The organism is Methylobacterium adhaesivum (genome assembly GCF_022179065.1).
GTDB lineage: Bacteria > Pseudomonadota > Alphaproteobacteria > Rhizobiales > Beijerinckiaceae > Methylobacterium > Methylobacterium adhaesivum.
In genome coordinates this window covers 25,431-44,424 of the sequence record NZ_BPQD01000014.1, presented here as the reverse complement: position 1 = coordinate 44,424, position 18,994 = coordinate 25,431, and the positions used below count along the sequence as shown (strand labels likewise).

10 protein-coding genes are annotated in these 18,994 nt (G+C 66.8%); 3 read left to right on the top strand and 7 right to left on the bottom strand.

What is annotated here, in order from left to right; translation table 11 throughout:
- Window positions 1–13: 13 nt before the first annotated feature.
- The 6 genes from MFF01_RS11780 to MFF01_RS11755 all read right to left on the bottom strand — a co-directional run bounded on the left by MFF01_RS11780 (window position 14) and on the right by MFF01_RS11755 (window position 14,574).
- A complete protein-coding gene (locus tag MFF01_RS11780; RefSeq protein ID WP_238225555.1) occupies window positions 14–1,408 on the bottom strand; it encodes a cytochrome P450 in 1,395 nt (464 codons plus the stop codon).
- 902 nt (window positions 1,409–2,310) lie between these two features.
- Window positions 2,311–8,118 (bottom strand): glycosyltransferase, encoded by a 5,808-nt coding sequence (locus MFF01_RS11775; protein WP_238225554.1) that lies wholly within the window; start codon window positions 8,116–8,118, stop codon window positions 2,311–2,313.
- 313 nt (window positions 8,119–8,431) lie between these two features.
- The gene (locus tag MFF01_RS11770; RefSeq protein WP_238225551.1) at window positions 8,432–8,653 is read right to left on the bottom strand and encodes a hypothetical protein; all 222 of its coding nucleotides are present in this window, start codon (window positions 8,651–8,653) and stop codon (window positions 8,432–8,434) included.
- Window positions 8,654–9,130: 477 nt separating this feature from the next.
- The gene (locus tag MFF01_RS11765) at window positions 9,131–10,972 is read right to left on the bottom strand and encodes a hypothetical protein (protein WP_238225549.1); all 1,842 of its coding nucleotides are present in this window, start codon (window positions 10,970–10,972) and stop codon (window positions 9,131–9,133) included.
- 202 nt (window positions 10,973–11,174) lie between these two features.
- Complete coding sequence (gene flgK / locus MFF01_RS11760; protein WP_238225547.1) at window positions 11,175–13,001, bottom strand: flagellar hook-associated protein FlgK; 1,827 nt, start codon at window positions 12,999–13,001, stop codon at window positions 11,175–11,177.
- Window positions 13,002–13,179: 178 nt separating this feature from the next.
- Window positions 13,180–14,574: a flagellar hook protein FlgE gene (locus tag MFF01_RS11755; RefSeq protein WP_238225545.1), complete on the bottom strand. Its 1,395-nt coding sequence runs from the start codon at window positions 14,572–14,574 to the stop codon at window positions 13,180–13,182.
- Window positions 14,575–14,892: 318 nt separating this feature from the next.
- Here MFF01_RS11755 and MFF01_RS11750 point away from each other — a divergent pair, with 318 nt between their 5' ends.
- From MFF01_RS11750 to MFF01_RS11740, 3 genes are all read left to right on the top strand, one after another.
- Window positions 14,893–15,231, top strand: coding sequence for a hypothetical protein (locus MFF01_RS11750; RefSeq protein WP_238225543.1), 339 nt, complete (start codon window positions 14,893–14,895; stop codon window positions 15,229–15,231).
- Between the two features lie 122 nt (window positions 15,232–15,353).
- Complete coding sequence (locus MFF01_RS11745) at window positions 15,354–15,875, top strand: hypothetical protein (protein ID WP_306421598.1); 522 nt, start codon at window positions 15,354–15,356, stop codon at window positions 15,873–15,875.
- A gap of 84 nt (window positions 15,876–15,959) precedes the next feature.
- Window positions 15,960–16,940, top strand: a complete 981-nt coding sequence (locus MFF01_RS11740) for a phosphohexomutase domain-containing protein (protein WP_238225539.1) — start codon at window positions 15,960–15,962, stop codon at window positions 16,938–16,940.
- 405 nt (window positions 16,941–17,345) lie between these two features.
- On the opposite strand, the gene MFF01_RS11735 is transcribed toward MFF01_RS11740, so the two are convergent.
- Complete coding sequence (locus tag MFF01_RS11735) at window positions 17,346–18,923, bottom strand: TolC family protein (protein WP_238225538.1); 1,578 nt, start codon at window positions 18,921–18,923, stop codon at window positions 17,346–17,348.
- Window positions 18,924–18,994 lie beyond the last annotated feature (71 nt).

Here is an 18,994-nt window from a genome sequence, read left to right as displayed (position 1 = left end):
AAACGCGAGCATGCTAGCCGACCCGGCGTGCGAGGTGCATCGGCATGCCCCCCTGCGGACGCAGGGTGATGCGGAACTGGGCCGGTGGCATCGTCGGCGCGGCGGGACGCAGGCGGAAGGCGGGGAGCAGGGTTGTGAGCACGATGAGGCACTCGGTCATCGCCATTCCCATGCCGATGCACACCCGGGGGCCGGCGCCGAACGGAAGATAGGCGTGGCGGTCGCGGGCCGCGTGCCGGGCCGGATCGAACCGATCCGGATCGAATGCGTCCGGTCGATCCCAGAGCCGGCGATGCCGGTGCAGGGCGTAGATGGGCACGTGCACGGATCGTCCCGCCGGGATCGGCGTATCCCCAAGCCGGATCGCCCGCGTCGTGCGCCGCACCATGAGGGGGGCCGGGGGAAAGAGGCGCATCGCTTCCATGAGGACTTGCCGCGCGTAAGGGAGACGCTCCGCGAGATCCGGCGCGCGGGCGACGTCGGAGCCGGCGGCCGCGATCTCCGCGAGCACCCGGTGTTCTACGGCGGGATGGTCGGCGAGCAGCCGGAAGGTCCAGGTCAGGGCCAGGGCCGTTGTCTCGTGACCGGCCGCCACGAAGGTGAGAAGGTTGTCGACGAGCTGGTCGTCCGGCATCGCCCGGTCGGTCTCGGGGTGGCGAGCGGCCAGGAGCAGCCCCAGGAGATCCTGCTCGGCTCCGCTCCTCGTCCGCCGCGCGGCGATGAGCCCGGTGACGGCAGCCCGCAACGCCCGGGCGGCGGCGGCACCCCGCCGCGCCCCGGGGTGCGGCAGCCAGGCCGGTAGGCCCAGCATGACGTAGGCCATCTTCCAGTTGGTCTGGCCGAGGTAATCCTCCATGGCGGCCGCGAAGCGCGGGGCATCGAGCCCCGCCTCGCCGGAAGTCATGGTCGTGATGATGATGTCGAAGGCCGTGCGCATCATCTCCTGCGCGAGGTCAACGGCCGGGGCCTCCTTCGGCCGCCTGAGCCATCGCTCCCGCGTGGCCTCGGCGGCGGCGACCATTCCCGGCACGAACGTGCGGATGTGATCCGGGCGGAACACCGGCGCCGTGGTGCGGCGTTGACTGCGCCAGAGCGGGCCGTCGGAGGTCAGCAGGCCACGCCCAAGGGCTGGCGCCAGGGCTCGGGCCATGAACGCCTCGCGTTCGAGGGAGGCCGCCTCGTCCACGAGGAGTGTGCGGATCAGGGCGGGATCGACGACAAAATGCGTGCGCTGCCCCAGCAGCTTCGTCTCGACGATCCGCTCCGCGTAGACTTCGTCGGGCCAGGCATCGACCATGCTGCGCAGCATGGTGAGGAGCACGGTCGGCAGGTCGCGGGCATCGCGCAGGAGATCGTCGGCCGACGATCGACCAACGCGGACACGCAATTTCGAAACCGATGTCGACACGTTGAACTCACAGAGCGAACCCGGCCAGCACGCGTCAAAATACTTAAACAGGCCTTACGTTATTCTCCCACATCGCGCTTGAACACAGAAGAAAATCAACGTCCGAAAACGTACTTAATCCGAAGGCCTCAGTATCTGAGAGCTATACTTCGCAAAATTGTCAGAAGACTTCCATACCTCATCTGTCATCCCATAACGCAGGTTATGGCCGGGAGGGTGATGGGACACCGGGAGGGGGCTGAAGGCCGATCGGACTGTGCCATGTGGGCCTTTGAAAACGCGCCGCCGGCACAACCGCGCGCCTCCCATATAAAACCGGTCGATGCGTGCGAAACCGGCGGTGATGGCGCCCCGGATGCCGGAGGCCGCCCTGCTCCCTCCTCCCCGCACACTGCGGAAGACCGGAAGGATCGGGGAAGGATCGGAGGCTCGCTCCCCTGCTTCCAAGCCCCACCGGGGCCGGCCAACCGTCGCGCCGGCCGCAACACACGGTGGTCGAGGGCGTCTGCCACTGGCCATCATCGGCGGCGGTTCTTCGTAGTCCTTCCCGAAGGCGGGCATCGTTCACGCGCCCCCCTGGCTTCAACGGCCCACACCACGAACACCATCGCGCCCACCCCGAGCGCATGCAGCAGTCGCGACGTCACGATGGAGGTGAGGGCCAGCGTTTCAGGTTAAAGCGTGACGGTTCGGCACAGCTCCGCCCGTCGGGGCAAGCGGGCGAAATCCTCAGCCAAGACCGAAAGCGTATCGACGCGGCTCAGCACGATCCAGCCGGACGCCACCAGGACCCCGGTCATGAGGAGGCGCCCTGTTAGAACGGATCCGAGCGCCGTGGGACCGAGGAGCGCGCAGGCGAAGGCCGCTACGGTCACCGCCCAGGCCAGGGGCGCCGGGACGCCTCAACGCCCCCAGCGCCGAGGCTCGATCCCGTAGGGACGGTCCGAACTCAGACGCCCATCGTACCAGCGGCTGGCGAGCAGCTCTGGTTTGGCCTCGTTGAGGATGCCTTCCCGGTCGAGGGGAAGGGTGAGACCCGGCGCCGCCACCCAAACGGCTCTCAGATACGGCGTGACCGCGACGAGGCGCCCCCCACGAACGGCATCGAGCCCCAGTAGGATCATGAGGCGATCCGAGGTCAGGGGACCGGCTTCGTCCCGAAGCACCCGCCGCAGCGCACCCGTTCGGATCAGGACGTTGGTGGGGGCTGCCACGTCGACGCAGCGCTGCGTATGGATCTGGCCGTGATACGAATCGGCGAAGGCCCGCCCGAGATACGGGTCGAGGACGGTGCCATCGGGGCAGAAGAAGGCCCCCGACCACTTGAGCGTGGTACCGCCGGCATCCGTCAGGAGTCCCGACACCACGTCCACCCGGTCGTCCCAGGCGGGGAGGGCGGAGAGTTCACTGAGATCGGCCTCACTGGACGCGTCACCCGCCCGAAGAAAAATCCATTCCGCGCCGTTGTCTGCGGCGGCGCGCAGGGCCGCGCCGCCATCGCGCCAAGCATCCTCGGCGCGCAACGACATCACGCCTTCGAGCGCGCGACGCGGCCGCAGGGACCACATCCCGGTGTTCTGGCCGGCCTCGTTGGGCCGGACGCAGACAGCGTCAGCCCGTCCACGCGCCGAGACGAGCCGATCGAGCACGAATTTCTGCGACGCCAGCGCTGCCGGCTTGTCGCCGGTCTCGGCGGAGGCCGTGGAGCCCGGGTTGATCCGCCACGCATAGAGCAGTTCCGGGACATGGACAGGCTCATACCCCGCCGCCCAGGCCCGGCCGATGGCGTCCCAGTCATGACACCACGTCGCCCGGTCGTCGCCATAGGCATCGATCTCAAGGAGGAGATCGCGGCGCCACGCCATCAGGTGCGTTTCAAAACAGCAATTCGTTGATAGGAACGGGTCGAAAGCCGGCTTGAAGAACGGACTCGCCTTGATGGAGGACGGGTCAGACTTGAATTCGTCCGAGTAGAACACCCGTCCGTCGGGATACCGCTCGATCCAATGCGCCATGACCTGCAGGGCATCGATGGTTAGATAATCGTCAGCGTCGAGGGGAACGAGAACATCCCCCTCGGCGGCCGCGAGCCACGTACGGTTCGCGCCGGCGATGCCAACATTTTTCTCGTGCCGGATCACCCGGGCGTGGCCCGATGCCTCGACCTTGGCGAGCCACGTGAGGGTGTCCTGCCGGGTCGAGCCGTCATCCACGATGACGATCTCACGATTCTCGTAGGTCTGCAGCAGACACGATTGTAGCATTTCTTCCAGGAACGCCGCCGGTTGATCGTAGACCGGGACGCAGAGGGAGAAACGGATCGTGCCGGGGGCCGGATAGTTGCGGATGCGCCAGGCGATGTGGCGGTCGAGCCAATTCTCGAAAGCGGCCGGATCCGTCTCGACCGGCGCGCGTTCGGGCCGCAGGAGGACGCGGTAGGTGGGATCGCGCTGGTCGAAGCCCTGGTTGAAGTAGGGATCGCGCAAGCCCGGCCAGCGCGCGTAGAGCGCTTCCTTCTCGCAACGATAGGTGCCGGTCTTCGAGGCGCTCTCGTAATGGTAGACCCGCACCCCGGGATCCACGACGCAGGTGCGGCCGGATTCGCGCAGGCGCAGGCAGAAATCGACATCGTTGTAGTTGAGCGGGAAGCGCTCATCGAAGCCGCCAAGCGCTTGGTAATCGGCGCGGCGTACGATCGCCATGGCCCCGGTGACACCGAACACCTCGCGACGACATTGCAGCAGGTTGCCCGTCGCCCCCGCATGGCTCGGGGCGACGAACAGCCCGGCATGGGACGGGCCTTGTTCGAGGAGGATCACCCCGTTGTGCTGCACGGTGCCATTCTCGAACAGGCAAAGCGGACCGATCATCCCGACATCGGCATGAGCGAGCAGGAAGGCGACGAGTTCCTCGCCGCCTCGGGACGTTATGGCCTCGACGTCGTCGTTGAGCAGGCAGACCAACTCGCCCTCTGCCGCCGCGACTCCGATGTTGAGCTTGCGCGCGATGTTGAGGGACCGATCCTCGTAATGCACGAGGCGGATGCCCGGAATCTCCGCCAAGCGCGCCTGCTGTTCCTCCGAGAGGTCACCATTGTGAACGATGACGTATTCGCGGTTCGGATAGAAATCCTTGCTCTCGAAGCTGTCGATGCAGTTCAAAATGAGGTTGATGCGCCGCTCGCGCACCACCCGCGAGCCGGCCCCCGTGGGGATGACGTAGGAGAGGAGGGGCGGGGTCTCCGGCAGCGTGTAGTGCGTGCGCCAGAACCCATCGCCGAAGCCGGGCGAGACGGACGCCGCGGGATCACGGTCGCGCGCGAATTCGATCAGCGAAGTTTCCTGACGGCCGACACTGTAGGACTTCGTTGTCATTGACGTCGCCGTCGAGGACGGCGACGCACGCCAGACGTAGCCGATCACCGGAACATGGATCGCCTTTGCGACATGCCGCGAAGCCCGAAGACTGTAGTCGTAATCCTGGGTTCCGTCGAATTCGGGACGGAAGGCACCGACTCGCGCCATGAACTCCCGTCGGTAAACGGTCAGATGCGAGAGATACATCGTGTTTTCCAACAAAGCCGGCGACCAGCCCGGCTTCAGAACCACGTCATAGAGCTCGCCATCGTCGGAGATCTTGCACTCATCGGTATAGATCAGATCAGCATCGTGATTGACCCGAACAGCCTTCCAGATTTCCTCGAAGACCGTCCGGGGCAGAAGGTCGTCATGATCGACGAGGGCCACGTGGGTGCCGTCGGCCTGCGCGATGGCGTGGTTCGTCCCCCCGGCAATGCCGAGATTGCGCTCGGCGAACGTGACGCTGACGCGTTCATCGGCGGCAGCAATTCGACGGAGGGCGTGCAGGGTATCGGGACGCTCCGATCCGTTATCGACGATGATCCAGCGCCAGCCGGCGTAGGTTTGGTTCAGTAGCGTCTGGAACAGCTCCTGCAGATGAGCGGGTTCGGTGTTGAAGGACGGCGTGACCACGCTCAGGCGGAAGGCGGGATCGTCGAACCCCGGCGTGGCCTCGGTCCGGACCGGCTCGCACAGGTCGCGCAACGTCAGTTTCCGCTTGATCCCGAGGGTGTTCAGCGGGGCCTCGCGTCCCTCCAGCGTGCCGGTGCGCAGCCAATGCACGAGGGGATTGATGGCGCTCGCCCGCACATCGGGATAGCGCTCAAGATAGGTCTGCCCGTGGAAGAACAGCGACGGCTCCCGCTCCTGCAGGTGTCCGCTGCTCAGGTAATGCGCGATGGGATCCATCCCGTCGGCGGCAACGTCCGGATAGGTCCGGAGGTAGTAGCCGACATCGAACAGGCCGCTGCGCGCGACGAGTTCGTAGTCCGAGTCGATGCCAGTTCCCGGCGGCACGGCGCCCCGGATCGGCGGTCGGCGTCCCTCGGCAAGGCCGGTCCGCATCCAGTGGACTAGCGGCGCGGTGTCAGCCGCGTCCGGATAGCGGGCGTGATAGGCGCGCCCATCGAAGAATTCCGAGGGTTCGCGCCCCTCCCGGAAACCGGAGGTGACGTAATGCGCGACCGGATCGAGACCGGCCGCAGCCACATCGGCGTTCTCGCGTAGGTAGTAGGCCCGGTCGAACAGGCCGCTCTGCGCGGCGACCGCGTAATCCGAGTGACGCCGCGCCTCGGCCTCCGCATCGATGTGGAACGGAGCCTCTCGCCCCTCGGAGAGACCGACCCGCAACCAATGGAGGAGCGGCGCGATGTCAGCCAGAACCACGTCGGGATACCGGGCCCGATAGCCCCGCCCATCAAAGAACGCCGCTGGCTCACGCCCTTCGCGAAATCCCGCCGTGAGGTAATGCACCACCGGATCGATGCCGGCCTCGGCGACGTCGGGATTGTCGCGCAGGTAGAAGGCCCGGTCGAACAGGCCGCTTGCCGCCACATCCCCGTAATCCGAGCCGGGGCCGATCTCGCCCCCCGCGTCGCGACGGATGGGAGCCTCCCGATTCTCGCCGAGGCCAAACCGCAACCAATGCAGCAGGGGCGCGATGTCGGCCACCACCACGTCGGGATAGCGGGCTCGATAGCCGCGCCCGTCGAAGAAGGCGGAGGGCTCCCGGCCCTCACGAAACCCGCCCGCGAGGTAGTGCGACACCGGATCGAGGCCGGCTTCGGCGACGTCCGGGTTCTCCCGAAGATAGAAGGCCGGATCGAACAGGCCGCTTTGAGTAACGACCTCGTAATCCGAGCGCAATCCCGTCTTGCGCTCCGCATCGGGACGGAATGGCGCCTCCCGATCCTCGCGGAGACCGACCCGCAGCCAGTGAACCAGCGGGGGGATGTCGGCAAGCAGCACATCGGGGTAGCGCACCCCGTAGCCCCGGCCGTCGAAGAAGGCGGAGGGCTCCCGGCCCTCGCGAAACCCACCCGTGAGATAATGCGAGATCGGGTCGAGGCCGGCCTCGGCGACATCTGGATTCTGGCGCAAGTAGTAGGCCGGATCGAACCAGCCGCTGCGGGCGACGAGATCGTAATCGGTGCCGTCGCGGCGATTCCTCGTGGCGACGGGTGCCGGGCGGCCCTCCTCCGCACCGACCCGGAGCCAATGCACGAGGGGGTTGAGACCGGCGGCTGCAACCTCGGAATGGCTCGCGAGGTAAGCCGCGCCGTCAAAGAATTCCGAGGGCTGCCGGCCCGACGCATGACCCGTCTGGAGGTAATGCGAGATCGGATCGAGACCGGCGGCGGCGACCTCCGGGTTGGCGCGCAGATAGTAAGCTGGATCGAACAGCCCGCTTCGAGCGACCAGATCGTAATCGGTGCCGGCCGTTGTCGCGGCGGCGTCGCGGATCGGCGCGCGGCGCCCCTCGGCCTTCCCCACCCGCATCCAATGGACCAGGGGCGCCTGTCCGGCCGTCCCGACGTCGGGATACCGCTGCGCATAGGTTTTCCCGTCGAAGAAGGCCGCTGGCTCCCGTCCTTCCCGGAACCCGCTGGTGAGGTAATGGACGATCGGATCGAGACCGCTCTCGGCGACGTCCGGATTGGACCTGAGGTAGTAGGCCTCGTCGAACAAACCGCTGCGCGCCACGAGGGCATAGTCCGTGCCCGGCTCCGCGACGCCGTCGCGGACCGGAGGCATGCGCCCTTCGGCACTGCCGAGCCGGAGCCAATGCACCAGGGGATTGAGCCGGGCCTCGCGGACATCCGCGTTGCGGTCCCGGTAGGCGTTGCCATCGAAAAAGGCCGAGGGCGCGCGCCCGTCGAGATAGCCGAACTGCAGGTAGTGGACGATCGGATCCTCGCCCGAGGCCGCGACATCCGGATTGTTGGCGAGATAGTAGCGGATGTCGAACAGGCCGCTGCGGGCCACGAGCGCATAATCGGACTTGACCTGATCCGACGTGGCCGGCCCGGCCCGTCGCAAGGGGGCGGCCCGGCCCTCGGCGGCGCCGTCACGAAGCCAGTGGACGAGGGGGTTGATGCCAGACGCCTTGATCGCGACGTCTCCCTCACGATAGCCCGTCCCGTCGAAGAACGCGGACGGCTCGCGTCCTTCGAGGAACCCGACGGTGAGATAATGGACGATGGGATCGGCCTTGGCCTCCGCCACATCGGGATTCTCGCGAAGGTAGTAGGTGGCGTCGAACAGGCCGCTGCGCGCCAGGAGATCGTAGTCGGACGAGGGCTCACGATCGAGACCGGAGCGATCGCCGAAAAAGGCTTTGATCAAGTTCATGACGTCATGAGGCCCAGCGGTCGGCGCCTCGACCGAAGCCGAGGGCGACCGCGATTGGATGGGAGACAATTTCCGTACGGTCGGTTTCCGGAATCGTGACCCTCCCCACGATCCCGGCGCCAAACCCATAGGATGGACATGCTTGGCCGAGCAGGCGCGTGGCCCGAGCGACCTGTCACGTCGGTCGGGTCACGCAGCCGCGTAAAGCACAGGGCTTTTTCCATCATCTCCGCAATGTCAAGGGACACGGAAAGAACGCGTGTGACGGGGCTTCGCGCGAACGGGGTCCAACGGACCGTGAGCCCGATCCCGATCACCGCGGATCGTCTTTGTCGGCGTCGCGCTTCGGCAGAACCGGTCCGGAGGGGGGAGCGAGGTCGAGGCCGAGGAAGTAGCGGGCGAACCCGATGCGGGCGGCCTCGGCGTCGGCGAACGGACCCAGGGCACCGAGCCCGCCGATTTCTTCGATAATCACGTAGAGACCGTCGGTCCGCCGCTCGAGCCGCCAATTCTCGTGAAATAGATCGACTGCCAACGCCCTGGAATCCTCAGCCTCTGCCAGCCCCCTGATCGTGGGCCGTCGCGACGGCGCTCACATGCGGAGGGGGCCTTGCTTACAAGGCTTACCGGAAAATGTCAGGGTGGCCCTTGGGGACAGAGGGCAGGAACAACTCGCGTCCCCTCAGGGATTGCAAGCCTGCGCCACGAGGTTTCACCCCGGTCCTCGCGGGCGCTTCGCTCGACGCTGCCTCACTGTGAGAGCTTCGCCGGACTTGCAGGATCATCGATGTCGCCAGCGTGAAGTCGAACCAATCCGGCCGTCGTTCAGGCATGTCCGACAGGACGAATCAGTTCAATTGCTCGGCAGGCGCATCGGCCATCCCGCAGCATCCGACAACGCAGACGGCCTGAAAAGACCCGATCGACCGGCATGGGATAGGTGCAATGCCCCACCCAGACCGGCCGATACGGAATTATCCCAAAAGACACAGAGGTTGGATCGACCCTGCCCCTATAGAAAATTGACCAGCGACAGCTTCGACAGCATCGACGTGACTTGGTAGCTCGCCTGCAGCTGGCTCTGCACCGACAAGATCTTAGTCGCGACCTCTTCCGTCGAAATCAGCTGAGTGCCGTCGATGGTGTTCTGAAACTGAGCCCTCAGCGCGCCGTTCTGCGTCTTGGCGTTGCCGATCTGAGCCGAGGCGAGACTGAGCTCTGCGGCCACTTGGGTAATTCCCTGATCGTCCTGAGCGGGCTTGAACAGGGTCGTGACCCGATCGGCCATGGCCGTGTAGCGGTTGCGCTCGTTCAGGGCCTGGGTCCGGTCCGCGGCCGAGAGGGTCGTGTCGCTCAGGCTCTTGGTGCTGGCGAACTGCTCGCTCGCCAGGATGGCGACGCCGGTGATCGCGTTGCGGATACCGGCTTCGTTGGCCTGGGCTCCGATATCGACGGCCAGGCCCGAGCTCACCTGCGCGGTGGCCGTTCCGCGCGGATCGGTCAGGCTCTCGTCGCCCTTGTACCAGATCATCGTCTTGCCGGCGGGGTTGCTTAAAAATCCGCCGTTGGTCGCGTCGACGCGCCGGGGCGCGAAGGCGGCGGATTTGGTGCCGGCGAAGAAGTCCTTCGCGGCCAGGACGGCGGACGAGGCCGCGAGGGTGGTGGTCGCGCTGCCCTGCACCGTGCTCGAGAGTGCAGCTTGGAGATTGGTCGCCGTGGTGGCCGCGTCGGCGCCGATTACGAACACCGAGGGATCGGTCCCATCCGAGGTGGTCCGCGCCGTCAGGGTGAGGGTGGTCTTGGTGCCGTCGCGCAAGCCGAGGGTGACCGTGACAGTGTCGCCATCATTCGGAAGCCCGTTCACCGTCAGGGCGGTGCTGGCGGCCGCCCCACCCGTGAAGGAGACGGCGACGCCCGGGGGCGTCTGGCTCTGGGCGGCCGCGATCTTGCTGGTACCCAGGGCCGTCTTCAGAGCGGTGGCACTTGCCGTCGCGTCGGCGCCGATGACGAATTCGTTGGCTGCTCCCGTCGCGACAGTCCGGGCCGTGTAATCGACGAACGCCTGGCTTCCGTCGGCCTGGTTCACGCTGACCCGCACCACGTCGCCGTCCTTCGGCTGCGTGCCGAACGTCAAGTCCGCCGTCGGCGCGGCGGCGGCGGTGACCACGGCGCTGCCGATGGCGGTGGAATTAGAACTCGTGACGGCCCCAAGGATGAAGCCGAAATTCGCGCGATTGGCCGCGTTGCCCCCCTCGGAGAGCGTGATCGTCGTCGCCGGCGTTCCCGTCGGTGCCGAGATGCCGAGGTTGCCCGTTCCGGCGGTGCCGTCCGCCGTCTTGCGCTCGGCGATCACTGCCTTGAGGCCGGCCCCGCTGGCGTCGCCGTTCAGGATTGAATCCGCCGAAGCCACCGGCGGCGCCTCGGTTGCGCGGCCGCCGAAGAGGTAGGTGCCATTGTAGTTCTGGTTCAGGGTATCGACGAACAGATCGAGGTTGCTCGCCGCCGTCAGCCGAGTGGTGTTGCGCGCCGCCGGGGAACTCGTGTTCGCCATTCCGTTGGCGATGCTCGTCGCGAGCGTCGAGGTGGTCGTCGCCAGGGTCTGCAGGCTTTTGGAACCGAGGTTGATACGGTTGAGGGCGGTGGTGATGTTGGTGCCGTACCCTTCGAGGCGGGCCACCTGGGCGTTCGCGCTCAAGCTCAGGGTCCGAGACGCGCCGAGACCGCCATAAGTCTCGGCCGTACGGCCCGAGGCCATCTGCGTGGTCAGCGTGTCGAGGCTGCTTTTGCTCGCGAGCATGCGCTGCGCGTTCAAGGCCGTGTTGTAATTGCCGGCCGCGAAAGGAGGAATAGTCATGGGCGCGATCTCGGAAGGGAGGAGGGGTCGGCAGAAGGGGGAAGCGAGGACGAAGGCATCCGAGGCTCTGGCTGGGTCCTGGTTATCGATAGGCCAAACGCTTCGGTGACGGCTCCCACGACGGCCTACGGGTGACCGCAGGGGAACGCTTGCCCCCGTTCGCCCTGCTCTACAGGACGCGGGCGGGGCGGCAGGCGAATCGTCAGATCCGCATGAGCGTGTCGAGCATGTCGCGGGCGGCCGTGAGCACCCGTGCGTTGGCGCCATAGGCGGTCTGGAGTTGGATCAGGTTCGCCATTTCTTCGTCGATCTTGACGCCGGACTCGTTCGCGTACCGGCTCCGGGCGGTGGAGAGGGCGATCTGCTGACCCTGATCGAGGCTCTGGCCCGCGGCGGCGTTCGCACCCTGGGTGTCGACGACGCGTTGGGTGAAATCGGCCACGGTGGTCGTGAGGGGCGCCCGCACGCCACCGATCCCGACGGCCGCCGAGAACGTGCGGCTCTTGGTGGTGAGGCCCTGCAGGATGAGCTGTGGGCGCGCGGGGTCACTCGCTTCCGTCGAGGACGACGCGAGTACGAAAGCGCTGTTGTCGGCTTTGACCGCCTGATTGAGGGCGATTCGCTGGGCGAAGCCGGTGAGCTGCGAGCCCGCGTCGAAATCACCGGTGTAGAGTTCGCCGTTCTTGCCGGAATCGACGAACAGGGCGAATTCGGTGTCGCCGGACTTTGTGTCGGCGGCATTCGCCGGAACCGTGGTCGTGGCGGAGATCGTCGTAACTGCGGGATTCGGCGATGCGGCCGCCCGGGCGATCGTGAGCTTTCCGCTCGCGATCGAGACGGTGTAGTTGGCTCCCAGGGCCGCCCCGATGGCGGTCTGCATGTCGGCATCGGACCCGAGCTTGAAGCTCTTCGGCAGGGCCGTGCTGGAATCGACGTCGCCGGTCTGGATTCTCGGGGTGCCGGTGCTGGAGGCGACGAGAACGATCTTCGTACCGTCGGCGAGGGACAGCGCGATGCGGTTGCCGCTCTTCAGTCCGGAGATGTCGATGGCGGTCCCGCCCGCGGCACTCACGGTACGGTCGGTGGTAGACTGCGCCAGACCCGCCGCGAGTTCGTCGACCTGGCGCTGGGCCTCGACGAGGGTCACGTCGCGGGCGTTCACCGCCGCCGCGAGGGAGCCGGATCGAAGGGCTTGGGCGGCGATGAGATCGATCCGCGCCCCACCGGGCGTCACCGCCGTGATGGTGCCGATGGTGCGCTTGCTCGGATCTTCGGAATAGACGGTCTGCGGGCTCAGGGCCGCAGCGCCGTCGAACTGAAGACTGGCCGGCGTGGTGTGATCGACCAGGGTGAGGCCCGACTGGGTCATCACCGTGACCGAACCGTCGGTTTGCTCGACGGTCTGCACGTCCATGTACTGGGACAGGTCGTTGATGGCTTGGTCGCGCTGATCGAGGAGGTCGGGACTGCCGCCGTTGCCCTTGGCCCCCATGATTTTAAGGTTGAGCTGCGCGATATTCTTCAGGAGACCATCGGCGGCCTTCACATCGTTGCCGAGTTGCGTCTCCATGCCCGTGCGCAGAGTCTGGATGCCGTTGGAGATGGTGCCGAGACTGCCCGCGAGGGCGGCGGCGTTGTTCGCCACAGTCGTGCGCACGGAACTTACGCGGGGATCGTCGGCCAGGGTCTGGACGGACTGGACGTAGCTGTTGAGGAGCCCGTCGAGGGAGGAGCTCGAACCGGGTATGCCGAACAGGGAATCGACCTGGGTCGCCACGTTGGCAGTGATGCCCGTATAGGCCGCGCCCGCGGTCTCGAGGCGGAGCTGCTTCAGGGACGTGGCATTGAGGACGCGCGTCACGGCGCCGGCGCTCACGCTCGGCGCCTGGGCCTGGCTCACCGTCGATTGGATGCGCTTGTTGTAGCCGGGCGTGTTGACATTGGCGATGTTCTGCGATGCGACCCCGATCTGGGATTGCACCACCTGCAGGCCGGTGGTGGCGGTGTTGATCGCACTGCTGATCGACATCGGTTCGAGCCTTTTCGTCTCGCGAGATCCTCGCAGGGCTCGCGAGGCGTCTGGCCGGAGCCACCGCGCGGCCCCATCCTTGTCCGCCCGGTGGACGGCGGTCGGATGGGGTCGCGGAGCCAGTGCTTCCGGAAGGATGGATTATAGTCGGTTACTTTCCGACTGTACCCCGATAACCTTAACGAATGATGTTGATCAGGTCGCTCATCATGGTCTGAGCGGTCGACATCACGCGGGTGTTGGCGGAGTAGGCCTGTTGCGTGACGATCATTTTCGAGAATTCGCCCGCCACGTCGGTGTTCGACTGCTCGATCTGACCGCCGGCGACCACGGTGCCGTTGAGACCGGTCAGGGGGTCGCCAGAGGCCAGGGTCGCGGAGTAGTTGCCGCTGGTATCGGCTTTCAAGGCGTTGGGGTCCTTGAACTGGACGATGCCGGCCTGGGCGACGACGGCGGAGTTGCCATTCGAGTAGGTGCCGACGATCTTGCCCTCGGCCGAGACGGATAGCGCCGTCAGGCTGCCAGAGGCGAAACCGTCCTGCACGGCCGTATCGGTCCGGACGGTGCCCTCGGTGGAGGCGTACTGGGTGACGGAGTTCTTGAAGATGTTGAGGGCGACACTGTCGTTCACCTTGACACCGTCAATCGTCAGATTGGTGATCTTAGGATCGACCGGCGGCGCGAGTACACCGCTAGTAAAATTGAAGTCGATGCCGATGTTTGTCCAGGCGGTTCCCGCAGCGTCGTTCGCGGCCGTAGCCGGATCATCCGTCGACGGCACCTTCGAGTCACTGAGATAAAACAGATTCCACTTGTCGGGCGTCGTCGATGTTGCATCGGCCAACTTGGCCCACCGCAGTTGCAAGGTCACGGGAGCGCCGGTGACACTGTAGACCGTCATCTCGCCGCCCGAGAGCGTCTTCGTCTGGAATTCAGGTGATTGGGCGCCTGTCACCGTGGGGAGGGGACTCGCAATGGCGGTTCCGCCCAGAGTCTTGAGCAGCGTTCCGTCCGAATCACCGCCCTTCGCGTTCTTCGTGGCGGGCACCTGGGGGAGGTTGGCCGCGTAGGTGATGCTCGTGGTCGCCTTGGCGGGAAGGGCGGCCGTGGAGATCTTGATCGGCCCCATGCCGGTGCTTTGTCCGGTCCGCGGGTCGAAGTTCTGGCCGGTGAGATAGGCGCCCGAGCCGTTGACGAGGTAGCCCTGGGAATCGGACTGGAAGTCGCCGCGGCGGGTGTAGCGCGGGGTGGGTGACAGGGTCGGCTGGCCGACGGCGTCGCCGCTCTTGCTTTGGACCGTGAAGAAACCGTTGCCGCTGAGTGCCATGTTGGTGGGAATGCCGGTGGCGAGCAGGCCGCCCTGCACGTTGTTGGTGAGCCGCGAGAACGAGCCGACGGCGCCGGAGACCTGCTGGTTCGCGGGCTGCTCCCCGACCATGTCGACGAAGTTCGTGTCGACGCGCTTGAACCCGGTGGTCTGGGAGTTGGCGATGTTGCCCGAGATGTTGTTGAGTGCGTAGGACTGGGCCTGGAGGCCCGAGACCGCCGTCTGCAGCGCGTTGAAGATATCCATGGTGTGCCCTTGAGCCTCCGGTTTAAGGTCGATCTCAGATCAGCAACCGCCGTGCCGCGAGGCTTTCCTCTATTTATCAATGACCTACCTGGAAGCAGCCCGGCGCGTGGCCGACACGACCCGGCAGGTTCTGCCGCGTCCCCGGCCGTTTGTGCCCTCCACGCGGGGACTGCGGGAGCGCGGACGTGTTAAACCAGGGTGGATCGGCTGACCGACGCTTCGCCGCCGCACGTCTCGTGGGAGCACAGATGTCTCGCGCGGGACCGGCGATGGCGTCCGCACAACCGACTTCGGTGGGCCGCCTGACGAGGGAATGAGATGCGTGTCGTCCTATTGGTTGCCGGCCTGCTGATGGGGCTTTCCGGGCGTGCCTCGGCGCAACCCGATCCCAGCCCCTACAAGCCGCGGCCGCCCATGCCTCAGGCCGATATCCCCGCGGGGTCGTCGGACGATGCGCAGGCCCGCCGCGACCGCGCCGAGGCCGCGCGCAAGATTCGCGAAAAGAATTTCGATGATCGAGTCCGGCGGGCCACGTCCTCGATTTGCAGCAATTGCACGGCCGGTCCATCCCCCCACCGCCGGACACGGGAGCGAGCCGCCCCGGAACCGCTCGATCCGATGTTCGACCCGGCGGAAGCTCCGGCGCTGCCGGATTAGGTCAGGTTCCCCGAGGCGCCCCGGTCCTAGGACGACAAAGGATAGGGACCCGGTTTCAGTCAGGCACCGGACTGCGCACAGCGTTGAACGGGGGCGTCGTACCGTGGCGCTCGCCATTGTGCGTGGGCGGCGGTTGGCGCGCCCGGCTTCATCGGCGACGGGTCGGGCGGGCGAAAGGCTGGATTCGGTTCTTTTCGTCCACGTTGCGCGCGCATTGGCCGGGCGCCGTGGAACAGACGGAACAGGGTCGCGGGCCGACCGAACCGACGCAGGGCGGACGTGGTCGGCCGCGTGCAGAAGGATTGAGAACGGATGGGCGATTTGAAATTCGGGACGAACGGCCTGCGCGGCCTCGTGACGAACCTCGTGGGCGGGGCGACGGACGCCTATGCCAGCGCTTTCTTTCGCTCCGTTGCCGCGACGGCCGGTCCCGAGCGCAGTGTCGTCATCGGGCGCAACCTGCGCGACAGCAGTCCCGGCGTCGCCGCGACCTTGCCAACGCGGCGGCGGCGGGCTTCCGGGTCGTCGATTGCGGTGCGTTCCCGACCCCGGCGCTTGCACTCGGAGCGATGCGGCGCGGCTCCTGCGCCGTCATGGTCACGGGCAGCCACCTTCCCGAAGATCGCAACGGCCTGAAGTTCTAACGGCCCGACGGCGAGATCACCAAGACCGAAGAAGCCGCCACCCTGGCCGCCCTCGGCCCCATTGCCGAGGCGTTGCCGCCCGACATGGCCGCCACGCCCGATCCCGATGCTGCCAAGCGGTATCGCCGCCGCTACCGCGATGCCTTCGCGCCCGATCTCCTGACCGGCCTGCGGATCGCCGTCTATCAGCAGAGGTCCGTCGCCCGCGACCTGATGGCCGACCTGCTGACGGCCCTGGGCGCCGCCGTCGTCGCCATCGGCCGCTCCGAGACCTTCGTGCCCATCGACACGGAGGACCACCGTGCAGAGGATGTCGCCTTCATCCGGGACACCATGGCATCCGGCGGCTTCGATGCCCTCGTGACCACGGGCGGCGACGCCGACCGTCCCCTGGTCGCGGACGCCACCGGGCGGATCCTGCGCGGGGATGTTCTCGGCCTCATCACCGCCCGCTACCTCGGGGTCGACGCAGTGGTCGTGCCGGTGACGGCGGGCTCCGCCATTGAGCGGTCTGGCGAATTCCAACGGGTCACCCGCACCCGGGTCGGCTCGCCCTTCGTGATCGCCGGGATGGAGCAGGTGAAACGTGCCGGCTTCGACACGGTCGTCGGCTTCGCGGCCAATGGCGGGTTCCTGCTCGGCGCGCCCCTCACCATTGCCGGGCGGCCCCTGCCCGCCCTCCCCACGCGTGGTGCCGTGCTGTCGATCCTGGCGACCCTCGCGGCGGCACGCGAGGCGGAGCTGACCCTGGCCGGCCTCGTCGCCTGCCTGGATGCTGGGGAGAAGGCGAGTTCGCGGTTGCCCGAGATTGCGCCCGAGCGGATCGGCGCCCTGCTGGCGCGCCTCACCGAAGCGGAGTTCCGGCGGGACGTCCTGGCCCCCGTCGGCACGCCGGTGGCCTTGGACGAACAGGATGGGGTCCGGATCGATCTCGACGGCGGGCGGACGATCCACTTGCGCGCCTCCGGCAACGCACCCGAGTTGCAGTGCTACGGGGAAGCGGGCTCGGCCGCGGAGGCTGAAGGTCTCGTTCGCTGGGGCTGGAAGCCGCCGCGACGGCCATGACGTTGTAACGGCAGGATGCCCGTTCCACGACGGAGAGCGCCGGAGCAACGGACCGGCGGGTGCTTCCGCGAAGCCCGCTGCAGGCCTCCGACAGGGGGCGTCGGTCCGCTGATCTGCCGGAGGCTTTCGGGCTCTTCTCATCCCGTGCAGGGTGGCTTCGGGCCGGACAGCTCACCGTCCCGACGCCCTCAGCCCTGCCGGCCGATCTGCGTGAACGCAGCGTGGCGTCGATGGAGGCGCAAGCCGCCCTTGCACTACCGGGGCATTTTGGGGTCAGAGCAGAGCGTGAAGCGCCTTCGGCAGTGCGGACATCGGACGGGCGGAACGAGGCTGGCGCACAGCCATGCGATGATGGCCTGCCGCACGGCGGGCAGGCCAAGATTGCGTGTTCGGCGACTGGCTCCGTTAATGCCGGAGCTTCAGCGGTGAGGGCGCCGGTACGCGCGGGATCGGAGGCGCTTCGGCGAACACCGCCCCGATCCCAAGCCAACTTGCCCGCACGGCTTGTTTCAGTCCCGGAAGATCCTGTCCGTCTATGGTCGCCAGCGGGAAGGAATCGAGACCGAGCGAGGCGTAGACGTTGGCGCGCGCATTCTGGACTGCGGCGTGGGCCAGATCGAACTTCACCTCGGCGATCAATGTATTCATCTCCTCGCGGATCAGCGTCTGCTCGCTTGCCGAGAGCGCGGAGGCGGACGCACGCATCTGCTCCACGATACGACGCTGAACTTGGCGGAACGCGGCTGCTGTCTCGAACTCCTTCATCGCCAGCGCGTGGCGGATTCGGCTGACGTGAACTTGGGTCATCACCGCCATGGTGACGGCGAGCGCACGCTTGTCGAGAAGCGCGTCCTGCGCGCCGATGAGGCCGGTCCGCTCAGGGTAACGGAAGACGTTCAGCAGGTTCCAGCTCGCGCGCGCGCCCCAGCCGACCCAGTTCGAATTGTAGAGAAGGCGGTTCGAATCGGCGTTGCCGCCGACGATGAGATTGATGCCGGGCAGCAGTTCGAGGAGCGCGGCGGTCGCCTCGCGAGCATTGATGCGCTGCCGGTAGGCGACCTCGCGCAGTTCTGAGCGGTTCTCCAGGGCGACGCGAACGAGATCGGCCTCGGCGACGCCGAGCTTCAGGCCGGCCTCGACGCCCTCCATCTCCGCCAGTCGGAACGGCAGGTCGGGCGGAAGGTTCATCAGCGCCGCGAGCTGGCTCCGGGCCACGAGCAGATCGGCCTCGACCCGCTGAATCTCGCGCCGGATCTCGATCAGCTCGCGCTCGTAGGTCAGCGCCGTGATCGGCGAGGTCTGGCGATCGGCGTAGAGGCGGCGGGCGTCGCCGATCGCCGTCTGGGCGCGGCCTTCGAGTGCGCGCAGGCGGCTCGCGAGGCGCTCGCTCGTCAGCGCACGCCAATAGGCGGTGCGCACGTCCTCGATGATGCGGCTCACCACCCGGCGGCGATTCTCCTCGGCGATCAGAACCGCATCGGCGGCTTGCCGGGCACGCACATACGACAGGCCGAAATCGAGGATGTTCCAGCTCAGCGATAGATCGCCATAGACGAAATTCTTGTCCTGACTGTAGGACGGCTCGAGGGACTGGCGCTGCGTCAGCACCGAGATCGAGGAACTCGCGGCGTAGTTGTCCCGTCCCGCGTAGGCGCTGTTGGCCACGAAGTTCGGCAGCATCGAATAGCTGGCGAAGCTCAGCTCTCGCGCCCGCACGGCCGTCTGCATGATCTCGACGCGCTGATCGAGATTGTACTTCAGGGCGCGGGCGAAGGCCTCGTAGAGGTCGATTCGGGGACCCGGCAACGGCTGGTCGGACCCGACGCGGCGCAGCTTGTCCGCCGCGTAGGCACCGAGTTCGACCTGTCCGAGCGGTTGGGGTTTCACCGTGCACGCGGTCATCGCCGCCGTCAGCATCGTCGCTCCCAGGAGGGTGACGGCGATTCGGTACACGCGCCCCGCGCCGATAGACCGAACCTGCACTATGATCTCCGCGTCCCCTGGGCTCGAGCATGCTCGGGAAGCCCCGGGGCACGCTGTCGCGACGCCCAAAC